The sequence below is a fragment of the bacterium genome (assembly GCA_026708015.1).
Lineage (GTDB): Bacteria > Actinomycetota > Acidimicrobiia > Acidimicrobiales > Bin134 > Poriferisocius.
Window position 1 is genome coordinate 78,025 of the sequence record JAPOVT010000056.1, and the last position, 20,141, is coordinate 98,165.

Annotated in this window: 20 protein-coding genes and 1 pseudogene; 7 read left to right on the forward strand and 14 right to left on the reverse strand. The window is 65.5% G+C overall.

The features are described 5' to 3' along the window. Positions 1–36: 36 nt before the first annotated feature. Positions 37–1,239: an acetyl-CoA C-acetyltransferase gene (locus OXG30_14080; protein MCY4136019.1), complete on the reverse strand. Its 1,203-nt coding sequence runs from the start codon at positions 1,237–1,239 to the stop codon at positions 37–39. A gap of 78 nt (positions 1,240–1,317) precedes the next feature. Continuing rightward, complete coding sequence (locus OXG30_14085; GenBank protein ID MCY4136020.1) at positions 1,318–3,036, reverse strand: amidohydrolase family protein; 1,719 nt, start codon at positions 3,034–3,036, stop codon at positions 1,318–1,320. Positions 3,037–3,163: 127 nt separating this feature from the next. On the opposite strand from OXG30_14085, the gene OXG30_14090 reads away from it, so the two are divergent. The 3 genes from OXG30_14090 to OXG30_14100 all read left to right on the forward strand — a co-directional run bounded on the left by OXG30_14090 (position 3,164) and on the right by OXG30_14100 (position 6,792). Then, on the forward strand, positions 3,164–4,384 hold the full coding sequence (locus OXG30_14090; protein MCY4136021.1) for an amidohydrolase family protein: 1,221 nt from the start codon (positions 3,164–3,166) through the stop codon (positions 4,382–4,384). A gap of 50 nt (positions 4,385–4,434) precedes the next feature. Beyond that, on the forward strand, positions 4,435–5,916 hold the full coding sequence (locus tag OXG30_14095) for an aldehyde dehydrogenase family protein (protein ID MCY4136022.1): 1,482 nt from the start codon (positions 4,435–4,437) through the stop codon (positions 5,914–5,916). 207 nt (positions 5,917–6,123) lie between these two features. After that, entirely contained in the window at positions 6,124–6,792 is a 669-nt protein-coding gene (locus OXG30_14100; protein ID MCY4136023.1) for an aminoglycoside phosphotransferase family protein, read from the forward strand. Positions 6,793–6,840: 48 nt separating this feature from the next. On the opposite strand, the gene OXG30_14105 is transcribed toward OXG30_14100, so the two are convergent. Next, positions 6,841–7,083, reverse strand: coding sequence for a hypothetical protein (locus tag OXG30_14105; GenBank protein MCY4136024.1), 243 nt, complete (start codon positions 7,081–7,083; stop codon positions 6,841–6,843). Positions 7,084–7,312: 229 nt separating this feature from the next. Here OXG30_14105 and OXG30_14110 point away from each other — a divergent pair, with 229 nt between their 5' ends. Continuing rightward, the gene (locus tag OXG30_14110) at positions 7,313–7,450 is read left to right on the forward strand and encodes a hypothetical protein (protein MCY4136025.1); all 138 of its coding nucleotides are present in this window, start codon (positions 7,313–7,315) and stop codon (positions 7,448–7,450) included. 86 nt (positions 7,451–7,536) lie between these two features. Here OXG30_14110 and OXG30_14115 read toward each other — a convergent pair. Continuing rightward, positions 7,537–7,659 (reverse strand): annotated as a pseudogene (locus tag OXG30_14115) (SDR family NAD(P)-dependent oxidoreductase). A gap of 83 nt (positions 7,660–7,742) precedes the next feature. On the opposite strand from OXG30_14115, the gene OXG30_14120 reads away from it, so the two are divergent. Further along, the gene (locus tag OXG30_14120) at positions 7,743–8,213 is read left to right on the forward strand and encodes a peroxiredoxin (GenBank protein MCY4136026.1); all 471 of its coding nucleotides are present in this window, start codon (positions 7,743–7,745) and stop codon (positions 8,211–8,213) included. 30 nt (positions 8,214–8,243) lie between these two features. Here the strand turns inward: OXG30_14120 and OXG30_14125 are convergent, their stop codons facing one another. The 9 genes from OXG30_14125 to OXG30_14165 all read right to left on the reverse strand — a co-directional run bounded on the left by OXG30_14125 (position 8,244) and on the right by OXG30_14165 (position 17,672). Further along, positions 8,244–9,185: an NADP-dependent oxidoreductase gene (locus OXG30_14125; GenBank protein ID MCY4136027.1), complete on the reverse strand. Its 942-nt coding sequence runs from the start codon at positions 9,183–9,185 to the stop codon at positions 8,244–8,246. A gap of 39 nt (positions 9,186–9,224) precedes the next feature. Continuing rightward, entirely contained in the window at positions 9,225–10,028 is an 804-nt protein-coding gene (locus tag OXG30_14130) for an RCC1 domain-containing protein (GenBank protein MCY4136028.1), read from the reverse strand. A 67-nt stretch (positions 10,029–10,095) separates the two neighbouring features. Then, a complete protein-coding gene (locus OXG30_14135) occupies positions 10,096–10,923 on the reverse strand; it encodes an SDR family NAD(P)-dependent oxidoreductase (GenBank protein MCY4136029.1) in 828 nt (275 codons plus the stop codon). Then, positions 10,920–11,891, reverse strand: coding sequence for an LLM class flavin-dependent oxidoreductase (locus OXG30_14140; protein ID MCY4136030.1), 972 nt, complete (start codon positions 11,889–11,891; stop codon positions 10,920–10,922). Before OXG30_14140 ends, OXG30_14135 begins: the two co-directional genes overlap by 4 nt. Positions 11,892–11,919: 28 nt before the next feature. Further along, entirely contained in the window at positions 11,920–12,777 is an 858-nt protein-coding gene (locus OXG30_14145) for an enoyl-CoA hydratase-related protein (protein ID MCY4136031.1), read from the reverse strand. Further along, the gene (locus OXG30_14150; GenBank protein ID MCY4136032.1) at positions 12,774–15,149 is read right to left on the reverse strand and encodes an HAD-IC family P-type ATPase; all 2,376 of its coding nucleotides are present in this window, start codon (positions 15,147–15,149) and stop codon (positions 12,774–12,776) included. The genes OXG30_14145 and OXG30_14150 overlap by 4 nt, the downstream gene beginning before the upstream one ends. 128 nt (positions 15,150–15,277) lie before the next feature. Next, on the reverse strand, positions 15,278–16,645 hold the full coding sequence (locus tag OXG30_14155) for a hypothetical protein (GenBank protein ID MCY4136033.1): 1,368 nt from the start codon (positions 16,643–16,645) through the stop codon (positions 15,278–15,280). Next, on the reverse strand, positions 16,642–17,379 hold the full coding sequence (locus tag OXG30_14160) for an NUDIX domain-containing protein (protein MCY4136034.1): 738 nt from the start codon (positions 17,377–17,379) through the stop codon (positions 16,642–16,644). The genes OXG30_14155 and OXG30_14160 overlap by 4 nt, the downstream gene beginning before the upstream one ends. Continuing rightward, positions 17,376–17,672, reverse strand: a complete 297-nt coding sequence (locus OXG30_14165) for an SDR family oxidoreductase (GenBank protein MCY4136035.1) — start codon at positions 17,670–17,672, stop codon at positions 17,376–17,378. The genes OXG30_14160 and OXG30_14165 overlap by 4 nt, the downstream gene beginning before the upstream one ends. Before the next feature lie 112 nt (positions 17,673–17,784). Between OXG30_14165 and OXG30_14170 the strand changes: the two genes are divergently transcribed. After that, a complete protein-coding gene (locus OXG30_14170) occupies positions 17,785–18,618 on the forward strand; it encodes an SDR family NAD(P)-dependent oxidoreductase (GenBank protein MCY4136036.1) in 834 nt (277 codons plus the stop codon). A gap of 57 nt (positions 18,619–18,675) precedes the next feature. Then, positions 18,676–19,884, forward strand: a complete 1,209-nt coding sequence (locus OXG30_14175; protein ID MCY4136037.1) for a phytanoyl-CoA dioxygenase family protein — start codon at positions 18,676–18,678, stop codon at positions 19,882–19,884. A gap of 24 nt (positions 19,885–19,908) precedes the next feature. On the opposite strand, the gene OXG30_14180 is transcribed toward OXG30_14175, so the two are convergent. Next, a complete protein-coding gene (locus OXG30_14180) occupies positions 19,909–20,118 on the reverse strand; it encodes a hypothetical protein (protein ID MCY4136038.1) in 210 nt (69 codons plus the stop codon). Between the last annotated feature and the right edge of the window lie 23 nt (positions 20,119–20,141).

Consider the following 20,141-nt stretch of genomic DNA (forward strand, 5'->3'; position numbering starts at 1 on the left):
TAAATCCCAGTTGACGGGCTAGATGAGTATCTGGGCTCAGCTCAGCCGCTCCACGATCATGGCCATACCCTGACCGCCGCCCACGCACATGCTCTCCACGCCAATGGTCTTGTCAGCATCCTCCAACCCGTTCAACAGCGTGCCCATGATGCGGGCCCCGGTCATGCCGAAGGGATGGCCAAGGGCGATGGCCCCGCCGTTCACGTTGAGCTTGTCGTAGCCGATGCCCAGCTCGTCGGCGCTGGGGATGACCTGAGCGGCGAAGGCCTCGTTGATCTCCACCAGGTCGACGTCGTCGATGGTCATGCCGGCCCGGTCCAGCACCTGGGTGATGGCCGGAATGGGGCCGAGACCCATGATTTCGGGATTCACTGCGGCCACCCCTGAGGCCACGATCCGGGCCAGCGGTTTGACGCCCAGCTCGGCGGCCTTGGTGTCGCTCATCACCACCACCGCGGCGGCCCCGTCGTTGAGGGGGCAGGCGTTGCCCGCGGTCACCGTGCCGTCAGGCCGGAACACCGGATTGAGCTGGGACACCTTCTCGATCACGGTGCCGGCCCGAACGCCGTCGTCTTTGCTCACCAGCGTGCCGTCGGCCAGGGGATAGGGGGTGATCTCCCGCTCGAAGAAGCCCCGTTCCTGGGCGGCCTCGGCCCGATTCTGGGACATGACGCCGAACTCGTCCTGGCGCTCACGGCTCACGTTCCAGGCCTGGGCCACGTTCTCAGCGGTCTGGCCCATGGCGATGTAGATGTCGGGAAGGCCCTCGGGGGGCGACCATACCGGGGTGCCTTCCCCACTGCGCTCCACCGAACGGGCCTCGGCCTCGGCGAACTTGTCGTTCTTGCCGCCCCGATCGGAGGCGCCGGAGGCAAAGCGGCTCACGCACTCCACCCCGCCCGACACGAACATATCGCCCTCACCGGCTCGAACCGCGTGAGCGGCCATGCGGATGGTCTGAAGCGACGAGGAGCAGTAGCGATTGACGGTCACGCCAGGCACGTCCAGTCCAGCCAACAGCCCCGACAGCCGGGCGATGTTGTAGCCGGCCTCGCCCGCGGGCTGGGCGCAGCCCCACATCACGTCCTCTACGTCGGCGCCGTCGATCTGGGGGACTTTGCTGAGCACGTCGTCGATGATGAACGCCGACATGTCGTCGGGGCGGACATCGACCAGCGATCCCTTGACCGCCCGCCCGATCGGGGTGCGGGAGGTGGCGACGATTACTGCTTCGGGCATGGTGGCTCCTGAATTGGTTGGGTCGAGTTTGGAATTGGTCGGGGTGGGTGGTGACTGATCGGCCTAGGACAGATCGACCTAGGACAGATCAACCCTTTGAGTGTCAGTTCCGCTGCGAAGGTGCTTGCCGGGCCGGGCATCGGTGAACTGCCCGTTGCGAACGATCTCTTCGCCGTTGCAGAACACGTGGTCGATGCCGTCGGCTTCTCCATACAGGCGGGGAGCGCCGGCGGGCAGGTCGGCCACCACGGTGAGAGGCTTGGCCCCCACCCGGGACTCGTCGATAACCACCACGTCGCCGTGCCAGCCCTCTTGGAGCTGGCCCCGCTCCTTGAGCCCGTAGAGCTTGGCTTGGACGTCGGTCATCAGGTGGATGGCTTCTTCCATCGAGATGAGTCCCCGCTTCCGCATGCACTGGCCGAGCATCGAAGTGGCGTAGTTGGCCGTCATGAACAGATCCAAATGGGCGCCGGCATCAGAAGCGCCGATCACCGCCCGGCCGTCCCGCCAGATCTCCATGCGGGCCTTCCAGTCCTCATCCGAGGACACTGGCGGCGGGGTGCCAAAAGAGGTCTTCAACTCGTCGGCCACCACGATGTCGCACAGGGCATCGAAGGGCTTCTTGCCCTCGTCCTCGGCAATTTGGCCCACGGTGCGATTCCGATACTGCTGGTTCTCGGGGGCGAAGGTGTCGAAGATTATCTTGGTGGACCAGTCGGCCAGACCCTTGAGGGGTCCGGGCTGCTGGGCCAGTTCATCAAGGCGGTCGCGCTCGGCCTGATTTGACAGCAGCGCCATCTTTTCGGCGGGCGGGGCCAGCATGGCGCCCTCCCAGTCGGGCAGGGCATCGAGCACGAATCCTCCGGCCATGCTCAGGCGAACCGAGAAGGCCATGGGAATAGTGAGGGCCGCCACCTTGCCGCCGTTGGCCTTGGCGTGGTCGCTGGCCTCCAGTTTGGCGTAGCACTCGTCGAGGTTGCCGACCATCACGGTCATGACGTTCCAGTTGAGCTGGGTCTGGGCGGCCACCGACATGTCGGTCATCAGATTGGTGGCGGCATCGTCGAACGGACCGACGCAGGGGATCAGCTCAAGAGAGGTGCCCTCGAACTCCGAGCACACCCGGGCCAGCTCCACCAGCTCCTCGCGGCTGGCGTAGCGGCTGGGCACCATGTTGCCGAAGGGATCGTTGTGGGTGCGGGCGTAGGAGGAGGAGAATCCCAGGGCCCCGGCCTCCAAGCCGGCCCGGAGCAGATCCTGCATTTGGGCCAGCTCCTCGGGGGTGGCCTCCCGCTTCACGCATTCGGGTCCCATGACCACCCGGCGCAGTGCGGAATGGCCCACCTTGAAGGCGGTGTTGATGGACAGGGTGCCGTCGAAGGCGTCGAAGTACTCGGCAGTGGAGCGCCAATTCCAGGGAACGCCGGCCTGGAGCGACTCCAGAGGCATGCCCTCCACCCGGGCCAGCATGTGCATCAGGTACTCGCCGTCGGCGGGGTCGTCGGTCAGCGGCGCAATCGTGAAGCCGCAGTTGCCCCCGATGATGCTGGTCACGCCGTGCAGGGGCGAAGGGCTCAGGGTGGTGTCCCAGAACACCTGGGCGTCGAGGTGGGTGTGTACGTCGATGAAGCCCGGGCACACCGCCTTGCCAGTGGCATCCACGGTGTTGGCCGCCTCGGCGGCGCTCAGATCACCGATGGCGGCGATCCGGCCTCCTTGCAGTCCCAGATCGGCCCGGTAGCGAGGGGTGCCGGTGCCGTCGACAATGTCTCCGCCGTTGATGATGGTGTCAAACATGGTTCGCCCCTTGTGCGCGCCCCTTCGGCATGCTTTGTGAACAATCTAGGTCATGCCAGGGCTCATTGGCGAAGAACAGGGCGTTGGGTAAATGGCCCGTCCCAGAGCCCCGATAAGCTCTCTGCCCATGGCAGAGATCCCCCGCATCATCTCCGTGGACGACCACGTGGTCGAGCCCCCCGACCTGTGGACCGAGCGGTTGCCCCGCAAGTACCACGATCGCTGCCCTCGGGTTGAGCGCGACAAAGCCAAGTTCCACTTCGAAGGCGGGGTGTTCAGCTACGAGAAGGGGGTGCCCGACGGGACGTGGGGCGACTGGTGGCTCTACGACGACCTGATCTACCCGTTCCCCAAGCTCTCGGCCGCCATCGGGTTCGAGCCGCTCACCAACACCCCGGTGACGTTCGACGAGATCCTGCCCGGGTGCTGGAAGCAGAAAGAGCGACTCCAAGACATGGACGCCAACCATGTGGAGGCGTCGATCTGCTTCCCCAATGTGCTGCCTAGGTTCTGCGGCCAGGCCTTCTACGAGCGGGAGGACAAGGACCTGGCCCTGCTGTGCGTCAAGGCATACAACGATTGGATGATCGACGAGTGGTGCGCGGGCGACGGGGCAGGGCGCCTCATTCCGCTGACCATCATCCCGCTGTGGGATGCCCATCTGGCCGCTGAGGAGGTCCATCGTTGTGCCGACAAGGGCAGCTTCTCGGTGGCCTTCTCGGAGAACCCCTACCACCTGGGATTGCCGTCCATCCACGACCCCAGCGGGTTCTGGGAGCCGTTCTTCGCCGCCTGCGAGGAGACCGGGACGGTGGTGAACATGCACATCGGCTCGTCGTCGAAGATGCCGACCACTTCGCCCGACGCGCCGTTCGCAGTCAGCTCCACCATCACCTTCAGCAATGCCATGGGGTCGATGTGCGACTACATCCTGTCGGGCGTGTTCGTGCGGTATCCCGGTCTCCGGGTGGCCTATAGCGAGGGCCAGGTGGGATGGATGCCCTACGTGATCGAGCGCATGGACAAGCTGTGGGAGGAGCGGATCAACGACGACAACGGCGATTTCGGCGTGAATCTGCCCAACCCGCCGTCGTCCTACATTGCCGGCCATGTGTGGGGCTGCATGTTCGACGACGAGGTGGGACTGCGGAACCGCGACCTCATCGGCATGGACCAGATCACCTTCGAGGTGGACTACCCCCACGCCGACTCCACGTTCCCCCACACCAAGGAAGTGGCCACCAGGATCGTGACCCAGGCCCAGCTCAACGAGGAGGAGGCCTACAAGCTGCTCCGGGGCAACGCCATCGAGCTGTACGGGCTGGAGAGGTACGGCATCGCCGCCTAGCTCGGACGGCCGTTTGGGGTAGCGAGCATTTTGGCAAAGGGGGAATCGCCATGACACTGGCCGAATTGGAGCCGGTGAACGTCGACGAGCAGTATCGCCTGCTCATCGGAGGCGATTGGGTCGCTGCCGAGTCGGGCACCTATGAGATCGTCAACCCGAACACCACCCAGGTGATCGGCCACGCACCTGAGGCGTCGATTACCCAGGTGAACGACGCTGCTGCCGCGGCCAAGGCGGCCTTGCCCGGCTGGCGAGACACCCCGATGGCCGAGCGGTGCGCCATGATCGGCCGGGCCGCCGATTTGCTGGAACAGAATCTCGGCGGCCTGGTGGGCCTGGTCCAAGGGGAGACTGGGGCCACCATCAATGTGTCCGAGTCGATCCAGATCCCCTCTTGTGCCGACCGGTTCCGCCACTACGAGATCTCGGTGAACGTGGACGAACCCATCGAACCATACCCGGTGGCGGAAAACGCATTGGGGCCTGGTGGGCTGTCGTGCGCCCACGTAATCCGCCAGCCGGTGGGCGTGGTGGCTTGCATCACCTCCTACAACTTCCCGCTGGTCAACATGTCGGGCAAGATCGCCCCCGCGCTGGCCATGGGCAACACCTTGGTGATCAAACCGGCGCCCCAAGACCCGCTGGCGGTTATCAAGATGGGCGAGATCATTGAAGAGGCCGGATTCCCGCCGGGAGTAATCAACATCATCACCGGATCGGGTGCCGTGGCCGGGGCTGCGCTGGTGGAGTCCCGAGACGTGGACATGATCAGTTTCACCGGCTCCTCCGCGGTGGGGGCCAAGATCATGCAGGCGGGCGGATCAACCATGAAACGCCTGCTCATGGAGCTCGGGGGCAAGGGCGCGTGTGTGTTGACTGACGACTGCAACGTGGACGGCGCGGTCGGGGCCATCGCCTCGGTGTGGGGGTTCCACAGCGGCCAGATCTGCACCGCGCCCACTCGGGTGATCGTGCACCACTCCCGCTACGACGAGCTGGTAGACAAGCTGACCGCGGTGGCCGGAATGCTCAAGGTGGGCGATCCCCTCGACCGGGAGACGATTGTCGGCCCGGTTATCACCGAGCTTCATCGCGACAGGGTGGAGCATTTCATCGCCAGCGGCGTGGCCGACGGCGCCACCCTGCTGTGCGGCGGGAAGCGTCCCGACCTGCCCGGCTATTTCGTGGAACCCACCTTGCTGGCCGACTGCACTTCAGATATGCGCGTCGTGCAGCGGGAGATCTTCGGCCCGGTCGTCGTGGTGCTGGCCCATGACGACGACGACCACGCGGTGGAGCTGGCCAACGACAGCGACTACGGGCTGTTCAGCTATGTGTTCGCGGGCACCACCGCCCGAGCCTTCGAGATCGGCAAGCGCATCGAATCGGGCAATGTCGGTCTCAACTCGATGGCGCCCCACGTACACGCCCCGTTTGGCGGATTCAAGATGAGCGGCGTGGGCCGCGACCGCGGTATCTACGGCCTCCACGCCTACAGCGAGATCCAAGCCCTCAGCTGGATGTCCAGCTAGCCGCGCCTTGGGCGGCTTCCACCCAATAGGAGCAGGCGGTGGTCTCGAGGGTCATGAGGGTCATTGGGGTGTGGCACGCTGGTTGGTGTGGTTGAGGAGCCTCTTGGCGGGGGGATAGCCAATGCAGGGCAGGTGGTCCGAGTCGGTTCGCATGTGCTTCGCCCATCCAGTCCGCACTCGGATTCGATTCATGCCCTTCTTCGGGCGGTGAGACAGGCCGGATTCGAGGGCGCCCCTGAACCGGTCGGCATCGATGGCGACGGCCGCGAGCGCCTTGTGTTCATCGAAGGCGAGGTTCCAATACCGCCCTATCCGGAGTGGGGCCAGTCCGATGTCGCCTTGGCTTCTACGGCCGAACTGTTGCGCGGCCTGCATGACGCCGCCAACGGGTTCGACCCTCGAGGTCTCGCGTGGAACGACGGTCTGGCTGACCCTGCGGGCGGGGCAGTGGTTTGCCACAACGACGTGTGCCTGGAGAACGTTGTCTTCCGTGATGGCGTTGCCGTTGCGCTGCTCGATTTCGAATTCGCGGCACCGGGACGACCAATCTACGACCTGGCCTGCCTGGCCCGCTTGTGCGTGCCGATCGACAACGACTTCGACCAAGCCCGCCTCGGGTGGCGCCTTGCTGACGGGCCGGCGCGGCTGCGGGTGGTAGCCGACGCCTACGGCCTAGACCGGGACGGCCGGACGGAGCTGCTAGCAGCAATGGAGGACGCCCTCACCCGCGCCGAAGAGTTCATCTGGCTCAGAGTGGAATCGGGCGACCCCAACTTCGTCGAGATGTGGAACCGCACTGATGGTGCTGAGCGCTATCACCGCCGACGCCGCTGGTGGGACAACAACCACCATCACTTTGCTGCCGCCCTGCGATAGGGATCCGGTAAGCGGGCTATCCGCCTAGTGCCTTCTACCTCCAGGGCCCTAGCCCGATGCGGTGGATGTAGGTCCTATGGCCCCATCCTTTGCATGGGAGAGGAGTTCACTGATCAGTTGCTCCTTGGTCAGTAAGGACTTCTCGACCAAGGTGAAATCGATCTCAGTGATCAGCTCTGAGCTTTTGCCCCATGTTCGGCCTATATGCCACTTTTCGAACTGATCCACGGACAATTGGCCATTTTCAAGCAGCTTCAGCTTCTCTATGATCTCGGCATCGATTGCTTCCACGAGAGCAATCCTACGCGGCCGTGTGTCATAGACCACCGGGAAATAGTCGAAATTGGGTGGAAAGCAGGAGGACGCGCCTGTACGACGTGTCGAGCCCAGTGAGATCAGGGAGCGATTCAACAAGTTGGATTTGCTCGAGCGAATCATTCGCGGCGAATTGAAATCAATTCTTCTGGTTGACCGTCCGGTCCAGCCTGAAGTGGGATTACCCGAGGGGACGAGGAGCCAGATGGTCTGGTATCTCGGTCCTGACGGCCAAGAGCTTGCTCTCGTTCACCAATACTTGCTGCCCGACGGCACGATAGGAGGATCAGGGCGACCCGACCCCAAGCGCCTGATCTTGGACGACGAGATCATCTATTGCTGATGGTCGAGATCAGAATGGAAGATGCGCTGGGCTGCCCCTAGGCCGGGCGGTGGCCGCCGGGGCAGGGTGGGGTGGGCATCCAGGGTGCGGGCGGTGATGGCCACGTTGGCCCCCTCGGCCGCCAGCCGTTGGGCGATACCTCTGCCTATGCCTCGGCTGGCTCCGGTGACGATGGCGTTCTTGCCCTCGAATCGCTTCATGGCCAGCATCCTAAGTTCACAGGGTTTCCCCTCTCCCAGCCAGGGCCCTACAACTGCTCCCTTCAATGGCGTCGGAGCTAGGATCGCCACTCATGTTGAGCGAAGGTACGAAGGCTCCGGAGTTCACTGCCCCTGATCAGGACGGCAATGACCTGTCGCTAGCTGATCTGCGGGGCAATTGGGTGGCGTTTTGGTGGTACCCGAAAGCGTCCACCAAGGGTTGAACCATCCAGGGAAGGGGATTCCGTGATCGAATCTCCGAGTTTGAGGCTCTCGGAGCCGTAGTGGTGGGAGCGTCGTTCGACTCAGTTGAGGATCAGAAGGGCTTTGTGGACGGCGAGAGCTTTCCGTTTGCGCTGATTTCCGATCCCGACCGAGCTGTGGGTCAGGCCTACGACGCCGAGCGAGCTGAGGGCGAGCCCTATTACGAGCACGGTTTGCCCCGCCGGATCAGCTATCTGATCTCACCGGACGGCGCGGTGGCCAAGGCCTACGACCTGGAGGGCCAGGATCTGGACCAGCACGCCGCCGAGATCATCGCGGATATCAAGGCGTTGAGCTAGAGTTGCCTCTCTGAGGTTCCCTAGTGGCAGCTAGAACTCGATGACCCAGCGGCCTCGGGTGCCTCCGGCTTCCAGGCGGGCGTGGGCTTCGGAGGCGTTCTCCATGGGTACGGTGCCAGCCACCCGCAGAGAGACTTGCTCGTCTTCGGCTTGCTGGCGCAAGCGGTCGAGCTTGGCTTGCTCCTTGGCGTAGTCGAACACCCAGGTCACGTGGAACTGGATGCCCCGTTCGCCGTTGCCCGGCCATCCCCGCACCGAGGCGAAGCCTCCGCCGTCGCGCACTGCGGCCACCAACGGATCCATCTGCACCGATCCATCGGCCAGGCCGTCCACGCCGTCGGGAGCGTGCTCCCGTATGCGGTCGGCCACGTCGTCGCCCCGGCGAATGATCACGTCGGCGCCGAACGAGGCCACTAGCTCCTCGTCGGCCTCGGAGGAATCGGCGATCACCCGCAGGCCGTCGGCTTTGGCCAGCTCCACCATGTAGCCGCCGTAGCACCCAGCCGCCCCGGTCACTGCCAGGGTCTGGCCGGGTTGCAGGGCGAGCTGGTCGAGGCTGAGCCGGGCGGTGAGGCCGTTCATGGGCAGGGTGCAGGCCTCGGCAAACGACGATCCCGCTGGCATCCGGGCCACCGACTCCGCCGGCAATGCCACATACTCCGAATAGGCCCCATGCGACCCGCGGGGCAACACCATGGCCATCACCTGGTCGCCCACTTGAAGGTCGGTGTCGGCGCCCTCTCCGATCTGGTCAAGCACCCCGGCCACGTCCATGCCCGGCACATAGGGCGGCGGCCCGGTCTTGGCCTGCTGCTCGGCCCGGGTGCCAGCCCGCACATGGGTGTCGGTGGGGCTGACCGCGGTGGCCCGCACCCGGATCCGCACTTGGCCGGGGCCGGCCTCAGGGGTGGATAACTCCACCACCTCCAGAGCCTCCGGCCCGCCGTACTCAATGACTCCAACTGCTCGCATGGGCCGAGAGACTATCTACTGATCATCAGGCCGCGTGACTCAGTCCCAGCACCGGACTTTGTTGTCATCGCGCAGTCCACACGCATGATTGAGTCCGGCCGAAAGAGCGATGAAGCGGTCACCGGGAGGATCGACAACTCCACCACGGCCCCAGCACCGAACGGTCTGGTCGTCGCGGATGCCGCAAGTGAAGCCGGCTCCGGCCGCAATGGCGGTGTAGATGCTGAGCGGGGGATCGGCCTGCCCATCGCTGTTGTCGCCCCAGCATTGGGCGATGCCGTCGTTGCCCAGGCCGCATGCGTGGGTCGAGCCGACCGTGATTGCACTGAAAGAGCCCTCAGGAGGAGTCTCCCAGCCGTCCCCACCCCAGCACGCAGCAGTGCCGTCGCCTCGCAGCCCGCAAGAGGCCGGACCCCAGCCCACGGAGATGGCGGCAAAGCGCCCTTCAGGCGGTTCTGCGGGGTCGGGGCCTCCCACGATGTTGCTCCAGCACTGAAGGGTGCCGCTGTTGTCTATGCCGCACGACCGGCTTGCGCCCACGGAGATGGCGGTGAAGCCAACCTCAGGCGGATCCGCACCCGCTTGGTAGTTGTCTTCCCAGCATTCGGCAGCACCGGTATCGCGAATCCCACACGAGTAGCCGCTTCCCGCGGAGACTGCCGTGAAGTTGCCGCTGAGGTAGACGGCCCAGCCAGGGTTGTTCGCGCTGCCCTGCCAGCATTGAGCGGTGCCGTCTTCTCGAATGCCGCACGAATGATCTTCACCGGCGGCCACGGCGGTGAAGCGTCCCCCAGAGGCGTCGGGTTCCTCGATAGAGCAGGCTGCTAACAGGACCGCGATCACTGCAAGGGTCAGCGCCAGGCGGCCAGTTGTGACTCCTCGGAGTAGCGCCTGCCTCTGTGACACACCACTAGGAGGCCGAGCGGGCGGCCACCACATCCGCGAAATCGACGAATGAGCGAAGCGTGTGGCCGCCGTCCACGGTGATGAACTGGCCGGTGGTGAAGCTCGACTCCGGCCCGGCTAGATAACGGATGGCCCAGGCAACATCGTCAGGCCGGCCGATGCGTTGGAGGGGCTGCTGGTCGAGGTACTGGGCCACCACCGAGTCATTGTTCACCAAGCCTTGGGTGGTGTCGGTTGCGGTCAACCCCGGGCGCACCGCATTGACCCGGACGCCGAGGCCCCCCAACTCGTCGGCGGCCACCCTGACCAGGGCATCCACCCCGGCTTTGCCCGCGCAGTAGGGGGCCAAGAAACGACATGACTGGATGGCCGAGGTGGATGACACCGCCACGATTGAGCCGCCTCCAGCCTCAGCCATGTGGCGCCCGGCGTGCTTGATCATGATGAACGGGACAACCACGTTGAAGCTGACCGTCTCGGCGACTTGCTCGGGTTCGTAGTTGAGGATGGCGGCCATTGCGCCACCGCCGGGCACCGAGACCGCCATGTCGAGACATCCGGTGGGCTCGGCGGCTAGCCCCACCGCGGCCTGGACCTGGTCGCTGTCGGTGGCATCGCAGGCAGTCCAGCGGATGGAGCCGCCGGTGTCCGCGGCAAGCGGCCCGAGATCGTCGGCAACCTCTTGCAGATGGCCCGCGCTGCGGCTGGCGATCACCACGTGGGCCCCGTCAGCCACCAGCAGCCGGGCCGTGGATCGGCCGATCCCGCCCGCACCCCCGGTCACCAGGGCAGCCATACCAGCTAGCGGCCTACTCTCAGACAAGTCGCTCATATCTCGGCCACTCCTTCGCGAACGACGGTACACAGCAGTTCGGCATGGCGATGGGCCAAGTCGTCGGGCATGCCTGCGATGCTGGCCCAGCAGTATGCCTCCACCATGGGGATGCCCTCAGACAGGCGGCGCAAGTGCTCGATGGCCTCGTCGGGGGTCAGCACTTCCATCGGGGAGATGACCCCCATGGTGCTGCGCCGCTCCCGCAGCTTCTCCACCGTGAGCAGGCTAGGGGTCTTGCCGGTGCCCGATGCCCCCGCGGCGCGGTAAGTGTTCAGCTGCCAGGCCAGATGGGGGAGGATGCGCTCGTAGGCCTCCTCGGGGTCGTCAGCCACCACCATGCTCACCACCCCAGCCATATTGGCGATGCCCGGGTCGTGGCCAGCCTCGGCCAGTCCCTCGGTATAGGGCTCCAGCGACGCCTGGTTGATGGACAAAAGCCCGCAGCCCAGCCGACCAGCCCGGCGGGCACCCTGGGGGCCGTTGTAGCCCAGCCAGATGGGGAAGGGATTCTGCACCGCGGGCGGGGTGACGATGCCCCCGTCCAGTAGCTCCCGCACCTCCCGCACCCGCTGGTCAGTGGTGGTATAGCGCTTGGACAGGTCGGCGCTGTAGGCCGCGAACTCGTCGTACACGTAGCCCGCGCCCAGCCCCAGGTCGATGCGTCCGTTGCTGATCTGGTCGGCCACCGCGGCCTCTTCGGCGATCTGGGGAGCTAGGCGTAGCGGCGCCAGCAGAACCGCAGTGCCGATCCTGATGCGCTGGGTTCGTGCTGCTACTGCGGCGGCGAAAGTGAGGGGCTGGGGCAGATAGCCGTCCTCGAAGAAGTGGTGCTCGCTGAGCCACACCGAGTCGGCCCCCCACTCCTCGGCTTGGACGGCCAGCTCCAGCGACTGCCGGTAGAAGTCGGGCCAGGGCTTTTGCCACTCCGGCGGGTTCCGCAAGTCCATATAGATGCCGATGCGCATTGTCTGACCCTACTGATATTCGATGTTGCTATTCGTCCTGGGTGGCCGGGGGCATCCAGTCGGGCCAGTGGTCGGCCAGGGCGAGCGACCATTCCGGGGATCGCTTCTCCAGGAAGGCCATGACCCCCTCGGTGGCGTCGGGCTGGCCCATGACGTGGAGGTGAATGCGGCGCTCCAGGTCGTTGATGATGCCTTGATCGCCGGGTGAGGTGGTCCACAGCAGGCGCTTGCTGAGCGCCACCGACACCGGAGCGACGTTCAGGGCGATGTCTCTGGCTGTCTCCATGGCGGCAGGCAGAACTTCGTCAGCGGGCAGGGCGGCAGTGGCCAAACCCATCTCTGCGGCCTCCTGGCCGGTGTACATCTTGCCGGTGAGGAGGATCTCGATTGCCTTGGCGTGGCCCACGGTGCGGGGCAGTGTCCAGTGGGATCGCAGGTCGGGAAGCACGCCCCGGCGGTTCTGCACAATGCCCCAACGGGCATCGGCGGCGATATAGCGGATGTCGCATTGAAGGGCCATGGTCATGCCCAGGCCCACGGCGTGGCCGTTGATGGCGGCAATGACCGGCTTGCGAACGTCCCAGGGGTGGAACTCGAGGGGGTCGGACCGGAAGCTGTCGGTCTTGGGCGTGCCGAACACGCCGGGACCGCCGGAGAAGTCGGCCCCCGCGCAAAAGGCTCGTCCTTCGCCGGTGATAACCACCGCCCGCACGTCCTCATCGGCATCGCTGCGGCACAGGGCATCCGACATCTCTGTGCCCATCAGGGTGCTGAAGGCGTTGAGCTTCTCGGGCCGGTTCAACGTGATCACTGCCACCCGGTTCTCCACTGAGTAGGCGATGTCCTGGTAGCTGTTGGGAGCGTGGCCACCTGGGTTCTCAATCACTGGCCTTGGTATCTCCTCAAGGCTCGGGGGATGGTCAGCACGCCCGCGCCGGCGATGGCCACGGCGGCGATGGTGGGAATCCACATCCAGCCTGGGGGGACGTCCAGTTCGAAGAAGTTTCGGGTCCACGGCCACACCATCACGATCAGGTACGATCCACCCATAGCCGCGGCCAGGCCGATCTTCCACGGCCGCAGCGGACGGCTGATTGCCACCAAGATCACCAGCCCGACGCCCAGCAGGGTGAACGTGGCCACGGTGCGGGCCTCGGGCAGGGTGACCTCTTCGTGGCGTCGGGCGATCTCGTAGACGAAGAAGGACGCCACCGCGGCCAGCACCCCGGCGGGGACCGAGAATCGCAGCACTCGGGACAGAAAGCCGGGTCGGATCAGCTCGGTGCTGGGGGCCAGAGCTAGGAAAATGCCGGGCACGCCGATAGAGAAGGTGCCCACCAGGGTGAGATGGCGGGGCAAGAACGGGTATTCCACGGTGAAGATCCCCACCAGCACGGTGAGCAGCACGGCGTAGGCCGCCTTGGTCACGAACAGATTGGCCACCCGCTCCACGTTGTTGATCACCTTGCGCCCCTGGGCCAGCACCTCGGGCAGGGTGGCAAATGAGTTGTCCAGCAGCACCAACTGGGCCACGGCCCGGGTGGAGGCCGACCCGCTGCCCATGGCTATCCCCATGTCGGCGTTTTTGAGGGCCAGCACATCGTTCACACCATCGCCGGTCATGGCCACGGTGTGGCCCCTGGACTGGAGGGCATCCACCATGGTCCGCTTCTGCTGGGGGGTCACCCGCCCGAATACTGCGTTCTCAGCCAGCGCAGCAGCCATCTCGTCGGTGTCGTCGGGCAACTCCCGGGCATCCATGTGTTTGTCGGCATTGGGGATGCCGGCCCGCTGGGCCACCGCGGCCACCGTGGCGGTATGGTCGCCGGAGATCACCTTGAGGTTCACCCCCTGCTCCCGGAAGAAGGCCAGGATCTCGGGGGCGTCGGGGCGAATGGTGTCCTCTAGTAGGATCAAGGCCAACGGGGTCCGGCTCTCAGGCAACGTCTCGTCGGCCAGCGGCTCAGGACTACGGGCCAACAGCAGGGTGCGCCGGCCCTCTTCAGCGTGCCCGGCCACTCGGTTCATCACGTCGGGCAGGTCTCCGGCGATCACGTCGGGCGCCCCGAAGTAGAAGGCGCCGTGGTTGCGGAACTCCATTGCCGACCATTTACGGGCGCTGGAGAACGGCGTGACCCCTACCGGGCCCCAACCTCCGCCGTCATCGCCTGCGGGGGCCGGATAGGCATCGCGCACCGCCAGCATGGTGGCGTTGGGGGCCTCGTCAGCATGGGCCATAGCGCCCAGGGTGGTGGCGACTAGTGCGGGATCGACGCCGGGCAGGCTCTCCACATCGCCGAAGCTGATGTGGCCGGTGGTGATGGTGCCGGTCTTGTCCAAGCACAGCACGTCGGTGCGGGCCAGCAGCTCTACCGTAGCCAGCTCCTTGGCCAGCGCCCGCCGGCGGGCCAAGGCGATCACCCCGGCTACGAAAGAGAGGCTGGTGAGCAGCACCAGACCGTCGGGGACCATCGCCACCGCGGCGGCCACCGTACCCTGCAAGGCGTTCTGCCAGCGGTCCTCGGTGTCGAGCAGCACCAAGATGAGCAGGGCAGAAGCCGGAGGGATCATCACTATGAGCCAGCGCAGCACGGTGTCGATGCCGCGGCGCAGCTCGCTGTTGACCAGGGTAAATCGGCGGGCCTCCTCCGAAAGGGAGCTGGCGTAGGACTCGGCGCCGATGCGGGTGGCCTGGTAGCGGCCGCTGCCCGCCGCCACAAAACTGCCCGACAGCAGCTCGTCGCCGGGGTTCTTCTCGATGGGATCGGCTTCGCCGGTGAGCAGCGACTCGTCGGCCTCCAGGCCGGATGAGGTGAGCACTGCTCCATCCACCACTACTTGGTCGCCGGGGGCCAGCTCCAGCACCTCGTCGGCCACCACTTCGCTGACGCCGACTTCGGACAACTCGCCATCGCGGACCACTCGGGCCTTGGGCGCGCTGAGCACTGCCAGCCTGTCCAGTTCTCTCTTCGCCCTGATCTCTTGGGCCACGCCGATGACTGCGTTGGAGACCACCACTCCGACGAACAGGCCGTCGCGGGGGAATCCGGCCACCAGAATGGCGGCGAACAGCGCCAGCATGATCCCGTTGACAGGGGAGAACACATTGGCCCGCAATATCTGGGGCAGCGTGCGCACGGGTGCGTCCGGCACCCGGTTGGTGCGCCCGGAAGCTACCCGTTCGGCTACCTGTGCGGCAGTGAGCCCCCGCGCCGCTTCAACATCGGCGACTTGGTTCGGCGCGGAGTCAGAATCCATCAGGCATTGAAGTTACCGGCTCGACATGAACACGGGAGGAGTCATTTGCGGACTGGCAACTCGTCGTCGCACTGATGACTCGTCGTCGCACTGATGACTCGCCGTCAGACTGGTAACTCACCATCTCGTCACTGCCAGATGCGCAGCGAGCCCTCGAGCGTGGCGACGGCCACCGACATGGTGCCATCAGGTCGGGTCAGCAGCGCGATGTTTGAGGCCAGCGTGCCCCCGAGCGGACGGCTCCACATATCCACCGCTCCGTCGGGGCCATGGCGCACGCCGGCGATGTGCTGGCGGTCCAGCGTTGGGACGACCAGTTCGACATAGTTGTCCCGGTCGATGTCGGCGGCCACGGCCTGTTCGAGGTTACGGGCGCCGAACTCGTGGGACCGGTATCCCGTCCGTGTCGCCACAACCCCCAACTTGCCACTGCTCAAGCTCAAGAACCTGACCGAACCCTGAGCGTCGGGGTACAGCACTTCAACGATCTCAGTTTGCCCGGTGGGACCGAGCGGCCCAACCGCTACCAAGTGGCGCCAACCCAGCAATCGGTCCACCGGATCGCTGATCGCCACCACACCGCCCCCGGTACTGGACGCCACCACCAACCAGATTTGGCTGTCATTGCTGACGGTGAGCACCACATCGTCGACTCCGTCGCCGTCGGCATCGGCCAATAGGGGGGCGATGGACTCGATCACGTCGTCCCCTGACCGGTAGATCGTCTCCACCTCGTTGACTCCGACGGTGACCACCACTACCGCCGTGGCCTCCAGGTTGTCGCCCAAGGCCGAATGGGGGAAGCGATCGGTGGGCTCAGCCAGAACCAGCACCTTCTCGGGGCTGACCTGAACGACCCGGGTGTCGGGAAGCACCTTGAGATCGGGTCGCCACAGCGTGCCGTCGGGCTCCAGCACGGTGAGCCGCTGGAGATTGTCCACGTAGGCGGCTCGATTGCCGGTCAGATACACCGGCACGCTGTTGGGCGAGGCGTTGGCCGGGGTGGTGGCCAGACGCACCGAGTTGCCCTGCACGGCGAGCACTGGCGGCTGGCCCGGTGCCAGCCATCCACCGGGTATCTCGAAAGGAAGCGGCTGGCCTCCAATGGGGATCTGGTAGCCGTACACCGTTCCGTCGGCCAGAGCCACCGCCCAGACATCCCCATTGGGAGTGCTGGTACCGGTGACCCAAGTGGGGACGTCGCCCAGATTGATGTCCTTGGTGGTGATTTGCTGAATGAACCCGGTGCCCAGCCCCGAGCCGATGGCCAATCGGTTGCCATTGGGCTGAAAGACGGGATCCACGTAGGTCACCGGACCTCGGTCGGGGGGTGGAGTGGCGGTGGCCGGTGGCTGAGTGACCGCTGGGGTGGCGGTGGGGGTGGTCCGGGTAGCCGAACCCGAACCGCAGGCGCCGATAGCAACCACGATGAGCGCCGCCATCACAGCCAGAGCCCTATGTGATGCCGCCATTCGGCGGGAGGCGCTGCGGGTCATGTCCGCTCGAACCGCCAGCCGCCCTCCTTCAGGGTGAGGCGGTGCCGGGGGCCGGGCGCGCTGGCGTCATGGGCGTCGTACCCGGCATCGCCGTGCCACAGCGACACCGGGACCTTGCCGTCGAGGGCGATATGGGTCTCATAGTGGGGGATGTCGTCGGACCGGCCTCGGGCTGCGGCCAGGGCGTCGTCGACAGATGGGTGCTCGCCCAGCTCCATCAGCGTGATGAAGGTGGGTGGGACCATGTCGATCTCACCGGCGGCATGTCGGGCCAGGGTTTCGGCCGGGCGCCACCAGGCGTGCTCTTTGATCTCGCCGCCGTCCACAGTGACCCTGCCGGCGGGGGCGGGGGCGAGGAAAAACCAAGTGGCGAAGCGCTTGTTGATGGTGGTGGGGGGCACCCAGTGGGAGTAGGGCACCAGGTCATCGATTGCGATGGCCAGGTCGGCCTCCTCCTCGGCTTCCCGCACCGCCGCTACCCGGCTGGCGGCGAATATGTCGTCGGGCTGGCCGGCGGGGTAGTCGTCATCGTCCACTCGGCCGCCGGGGAACACCCACTTGCCGCCGACGAAGCTGAGCTTGGAGCTACGCCGCATCATCAGGGTTTCCAGCCCTCCGGGGGCGTCTCGCAAGAGCACCACGGTGGCCGCGGCCACGAGTTCCGGCGCTTCTTCGTCCTCCCCAGCCCAATCAGCGAACCGGTGGCGCTTGTCGTCGCTCGGGGATTCGCTCATGGTGATTCGGTCCCGAGCATTCGGGCACGAACCTCAGGTCTGGTTACAAATACCGGGGCGTTGTCGTCGCCCAGTATGGCCAGCTTCACTGACATGCCGCCGTCCACGGCCAGCACCTGTCCAGTGATGTAGCTGGCCTGGGGGCTGAGCAGGAACACCGCGGCGGCGGCGATCTCCGTAGCATGGCCTCGGCGGCCCAGGGGAATAGCCCTCCTGGCCGCTTTGGGAGACTCTTCGTCGCCGACCCGGGGCGTGGTGATGGTGCCGGTGAGATCGGCAACTAGCTGAGCCATCCTCTCACCCTACGGCCTGCTATCCGGTGGGCTGGGTCACGCAGAAATCATTGACTGCGAAATATCCCTGGCAAGATGAGGCGTCGGTTAGTCGGACAGAGGAGTTCGGGCGATGAAGGAGCTCAACGGCAGGGTTGCGGTGGTGACCGGGGCGGCTAGCGGGATCGGGTTCGCCTTGAGCAAGCGGTTTGCCGCCGAGGGGATGCAGGTGGTGATGGCCGACGTGGAGGAAGAAGCGCTGGCCCGGTCGGCCACCCAGCTTGGGGCCGATAGCGCCGATGTGCTGGGTGTGCTGTGCGATGTGAGCGATGCCGCTGCGGTGAGGGATTTGGCCGAGCAGACGCTGTCGGCCTATGGCGGGGTTCATGTGGTGTGCAACAACGCCGGGGTGGGACCCGCCGGGCTGATGCTGGAGACCACGCCCGAGGAATGGGATTGGATCGTGGGGGTGAACGTGATGGGCGTGGCCCATGGTGTGATCACGTTTGCGCCTCTCATGGTGGAATCCGGTGAGGGCCATATTGTCAACACCGCGTCAGAGGCTGGACTGGTCACCAACAGCGTGCTGGGCATGTACTGCGCCACCAAGCACGCGGTGGTGGGGTTGACCGAGTCGCTGTGGCGAGAGGTGCATCCCCAGGGTGTGGGGGTGTCGTGTTTGTGCCCCAATCTGGTGAACACCCAGATTTTCAACTCCGAGCGCAATCGCCCCTACGGCGCCGAGCTGACTGCTACTCAGAATGCCATCATGACCCCGCTGCGGGAGACGCTCAGCGCCCAGGGAATAGCGCCTTCAGTGGTAGCCGACAACGTGGTGAACGCCATTGTGGAGGACCGGTTTTGGGTGTTCACCCATGACATCACCCCCGAGGCGGCCGCCATCCGCTTCACTGATATCGAGGCTCGCCGCAACCCAACCGACCCCTACGCGGGGATGGAGTTATAGAGCGGTCTCTGCCTGCCGCTTCGGAGTTTCTCGGCAGCAGTGGGCTAAATTCTCGCCATGGCTGTAGTGGACCATGCTCCCCGTCTTCCCATGTTCGACACCCTGGACTTCGACGATTTCCATGCTGAGGAACTGCCCCGGCGGCTGGCGACGGGCAATGGGGCTCTGGCTGCTGACATCGCGGCCGGCACCCTGATCAAGAGCTTCGCCTGGCGGCTGACCGACGGCCGGTCGGTGACCTACGTAGTTGGCGATAACGGCATCGAGATCCGGCCGGGCGGCGACGCCGAGTTGGTGGTGGAGGTCAGCGAGCAGGACTGGTTCAACTACGTGGCCGAGCTGTGGACCTGGGTCGGCTTGATGTATGCCGAGGCCGCCGAGATGGTTCGGGGCGACTTCGGGCTGTTCGAGGACTTCGAGCCGGTGCTGTTGGCCATGTATCACGGCCGACCCTTGTACGAGGGGTGGGAGCCCACGGTGGATCTGTCCCGCAGCTTCACCCTCGACGACGACCACGAGGAGATGAGCCGGTTCCTCGATGAGGCTGGGTTCCTCCACATCCAAGGCGTGTTCAGCGACGGGGAGATCGAGGCTCTGCGGACCGAGGTGGAGCGCCAGCGCGGTGAGGCCACTCCCGATGACCACCGCTCGTGGTGGGCCACCAACGCCGACGGCGAGGAGGTCTGCTGCCGGGTGACCCACATGGACGACCGCAGCGAGCTGATGCTCGGATTGATCGGTGATCGCCGACTGGACGCCATCGGCGCGCTGGGCGGGGACGACTTCGCCGCCTATCCAGAGCGGGGAGACGGCGTCTCGGTGGTCATCAAGCTGCCCAGCATCGTTGAGGGTCTGGCCGATCTTCCCTGGCACCGGGACTGCGGCACTGGCGGCCACTCCATCACCTGTCCCACGGTGAGCATCGGCATCCAGCTCGACGAGTGCACCGAGGCCAACGGTCAGCTTCATTACCTGGCCGGTTCGAACAAGTCGTCCAACCGGGCACGCGAGGTGCGCGACGACTGGCCCACGGTGGCAATCAGCGCCTCGCCCGGCGACGTCACCGTCCACTACGGCCACACCATGCACGGCGCTCCGCCCCCCACCGATGCTCCCGAGTCCGGTGGCCGGCGCACCATCTATGTGGGCTACCACAAGCCCATCTGGGCCGAGTTCATTCCCCCGGGTCAGGGCTACAACGACATCTTGTTCAAAGACGGCGGCCGCATCCTCAGCCCCGAGGAATTCCAAGAGCAGGGCAGTTAACTGGCGGGCTGGACGCCAGCTCGCTCAGCGAACCAATAACCGGTCGAGAATCTCGTCGAAAAGGGGTTCGAGCTTCTTGGCGATGGTGTCGGTGTCTTCGCTGAGATAGTCGTGGGGTATCACCACTCGGGGGACGTCGGGCATGCCCAGGGAGCGGGCCACGGTGTCGGCGGCCACGGTGAAGGGCTCGGTGACCACGGTGACGGTGGGGATGCCCAGCCTCTCCAGATTCACGGCGTCGAGCACACTGCCCGACG